Source organism: Mycobacterium hackensackense, from assembly GCF_025822555.1.
GTDB classification, from domain to species: Bacteria; Actinomycetota; Actinomycetes; order Mycobacteriales; family Mycobacteriaceae; genus Mycobacterium; species Mycobacterium fluoranthenivorans.
Window position 1 is genome coordinate 1 of the sequence record NZ_JACKUC010000007.1, and the last position, 964, is coordinate 964.

The 964-nt window shown below is 69.1% G+C and carries 1 protein-coding gene; it reads right to left on the bottom strand.

Translation table 11 applies throughout. The annotated features are described in order from the left end of the window. Positions 1-54: 54 nt before the first annotated feature. A complete protein-coding gene (locus H7J86_RS33330; RefSeq protein ID WP_090358372.1) occupies positions 55-798 on the bottom strand; it encodes a helix-turn-helix transcriptional regulator in 744 nt (247 codons plus the stop codon). Positions 799-964: the final 166 nt, after the last annotated feature.

The following is a 964-nucleotide window of genomic DNA, read 5'->3' on the forward strand; positions in this document are numbered from 1 at the left end:
AGGCTCTCGGTGTCGGTCATGTCATCTGCGATTCTGCCTGGTCTCGCGCGGGTCCTAGCGGTTGGCCGCGAGCAACGCCAGTTCGGTGCGGGACCGGCAGCCCGTGCTGTCGAGGGCGCGGCTCACATACTTCTTCACGGTGTCCTCGGTGAGTACGAGTTCCGCGGCGATCCGCGCGTTGGTCAGTCCACGGGAGAGCAGAACGACCACCTCGCGCTGCCGGTTGGTCAGTGCGGCAAGGGGATCCGGCTGGCATCCGGGCAGGGTGCGGGACACCACGCGTAGTCGCCGGCACAACAGGCGCATGGTCGACGCGTCGCGTGGGCCGACGGCGACGGGATCCGGGTCGAACAGGCCGACCAGGCCGTGCCGGTGCGAGCCCATCGAGAACGTGAAGGCATTGCAGGACTGCAGACCGGCCCGGTGCAGGAACTGTTCGACGTAGCGGGCGGCGGGCTCCGGTGGCGGCGGCAGCTCGTCCAGACAGACCCCGCCGGTGTCCTGCAGCCGTTGCAGGGCGGCCGGGGTGGCGAACACGTCGGAGGTGTTCCAGGACCGCAGATAGTCGTCGAGAATCTCTCCGCTGGGATCGCCGGTGGTCGCGGGCGCAGCGTCACGGAACGCGTCGGCCACGCTGTCACCGGTGAAGAAGGTGACGCCCTGGACACCGAAGGCGTGCTGCACGGCGTCGACCACGGCACGGCGGAATTCGCCGAGATCGGCGGCGTCTTCGCAGGCTTCCAGCACGGCGAAGACGCGTTCGTAGTCCCGGGCGCCGAGCCCGGCGGGGCCGGTCACGCCACCAGTAAAGCAGGCGCGTCGGTCGCGGAATGTCCTCTTTCGTGCACTGGGCCGGGCGCGGCAGGCTGGTTAGGTTCGACGTATGCGTGCGGTGATGGCCCGGCGAGGTGTGGTGGCGATCGAAGACGTCGAGGATCCTGTCCCGGAAGCCGGTCAGGTGCTG